At 71.7% G+C, this 1,804-nt stretch carries 2 protein-coding genes; one reads left to right on the forward strand and one right to left on the reverse strand.

Annotation, left to right across the window (positions count from 1 at the left end; all coding sequences use genetic code 11):
• Positions 1-952: RNA polymerase sigma factor (locus tag ACLN58_RS21790; protein WP_415857301.1), on the forward strand; the 952-nt coding region annotated here is incomplete at its 5' end.
• A 50-nt stretch (positions 953-1,002) separates the two neighbouring features.
• On the opposite strand, the gene ACLN58_RS21795 is transcribed toward ACLN58_RS21790, so the two are convergent.
• The gene (locus ACLN58_RS21795; RefSeq protein WP_415857302.1) at positions 1,003-1,614 is read right to left on the reverse strand and encodes a TetR/AcrR family transcriptional regulator; all 612 of its coding nucleotides are present in this window, start codon (positions 1,612-1,614) and stop codon (positions 1,003-1,005) included.
• Positions 1,615-1,804: the final 190 nt, after the last annotated feature.

A 1,804-nucleotide genomic window follows, 5' to 3' on the forward strand; every position in this document is an offset into this window, starting at 1 on the left:
GCTGCCGTGGGATCCGGACCGCGTCGACGACGACGTCCTCGCGCTCATGTTCGTGGCGTGCCACCCCGTGCTCTCGCCGGAGGCGCGCGTGGCGCTCACGCTCCGAGTGGTCGCCGGCCTCTCGAGCGAGGAGATCGCGCGCGCGTTCCTCGTTCCCGTGCCGACCATTCAGGCGCGGATCACGCGGGCCAAGAAGACGATCGCCGCCGCCAAGGTGCCGTTCGAGCTGCCACCCGCCGAGGAGCGCCGCGAGCGGCTCGGAGGCGTGCTGAGCGTCCTCTACGTGATCTTCACGGAGGGGTCGACGGCGACAGTCGGCGCGAGCCTGATCCGCACCGACCTCACCCACGAGGCGCTTCGGCTCGCGCGCATGCTTGCGGCGATGCTGCCGGATGAGACCGAGGTGTACGGGCTGCTCGCGCTGTTCGAGCTCACGTCCGCGCGCTTCCCCGCCCGCACGGGGCCTTCGGGCGAGGCCGTGCTGCTCGAGGAGCAGGACCGGCGGCTGTGGGACCGCTCGGCGATCCGCCGCGGGTTGGCGGCCCTGGACCGGGCCTCAGGCGCGGGACGCGGGCTCGGTCCGTACGGGCTGCAAGCGGCGATTGCGGCGTGTCATGCGCAGGCGTCGTCGGTCGCGGAGACCGACTGGGAGCGGATCGTGCTGCTGTACGAGGCGCTTGGCCGAGTGGCTCCCTCGGCAATCGTCGAGCTCAACCGCGCCGTGGCCATCGCGATGACGGGCAGACCCGGGCGGGCCCTCACGGTCGTCGACAATCTCGTCGCCACGGACCGCCTCTCGGGCTCGCACCTGCTGCCGAGCGTGCGCGGCGAACTGCTCATTCGCCTGGGCCGGACCGCCGAAGCGCGGGCAGAGCTCGAGCTCGCGGCCAGACTGTGCCGGAACGAGCGCGAGCGCGAAGTGCTCGTGCGCAAGGCGTCAGCCCTCGCATAGGGCGAGGCTCGGACCGGCGAGCGGCCTCGAGGCCACGCTCAGAGCCGCAATCAGGCAAATCTCGAAACGCTGATCTCGCGCTCGAGGAGCGCGCACGCGTCCTTGAGCTGCTGCTCGGCCTCGTACGGGAGCAGTCGCCCGGTGCGGATGGCCGCGACGAGCCCCGAGACCATGAGCACGATGCTCTTGCCGCGCGCGGCTCCGCCGCCCAGGCGGCCGAGGACGGACCACGAGAGCTCGTCGACCTCGCCGATGAGGCGCGCGAGCTCGTGGTCTGCGGGGACGACGAGCTCATCGAGGCAGCTGTTGACCGCGGGCTGCGAGAGCCGCATCTGGAGCAGCTCGATCGCGGCGCCCGCGAGTTCTCGGGACCGGAGCTCCGTGGTCCGGGCGTTCCGGGTCCGCTCCGTGAACCGCTCGCGCAGCTCGACGAGCTGGCGCCGATGCAGCGCGAGAAGCAGATGGGCAACGGACGGGAAGTAGCGATAGGCGGTGCTCAGAGAGACCCCGGCGCGGCGCGCGACGGCGGCCACCTCGACCTCGGGATACTCAAGCTGCGCGAACTCAGTGGTGCAGTCGAGCATGCTGCGATAGCGCTCGGCCAAGCGAGGCGTCGTCGGCGGGGCCTCCATCGACACCAGGTCCTTGGGGAGTTGGAGCACGGCGCAGCAACCTCTTTCCGGCAGGGGTCCGGTAACGGTCTGAACCCGCGGCTAAGCCTTGGGGATGGTGCCGTGGGTCCCCCCAACTATACAGCCCGCCTGCGGGCCCCCCGTGTCCGGTTCGACCACGTAGACCGCTGGCCGGCCACGCGCCGAAGCTGCGCTCGGAGCGCGCGAGGAGGGCGCCGCC

This window comes from Sinomonas sp. G460-2 (assembly GCF_047759905.1).
GTDB lineage: Bacteria > Actinomycetota > Actinomycetes > Actinomycetales > Micrococcaceae > Sinomonas.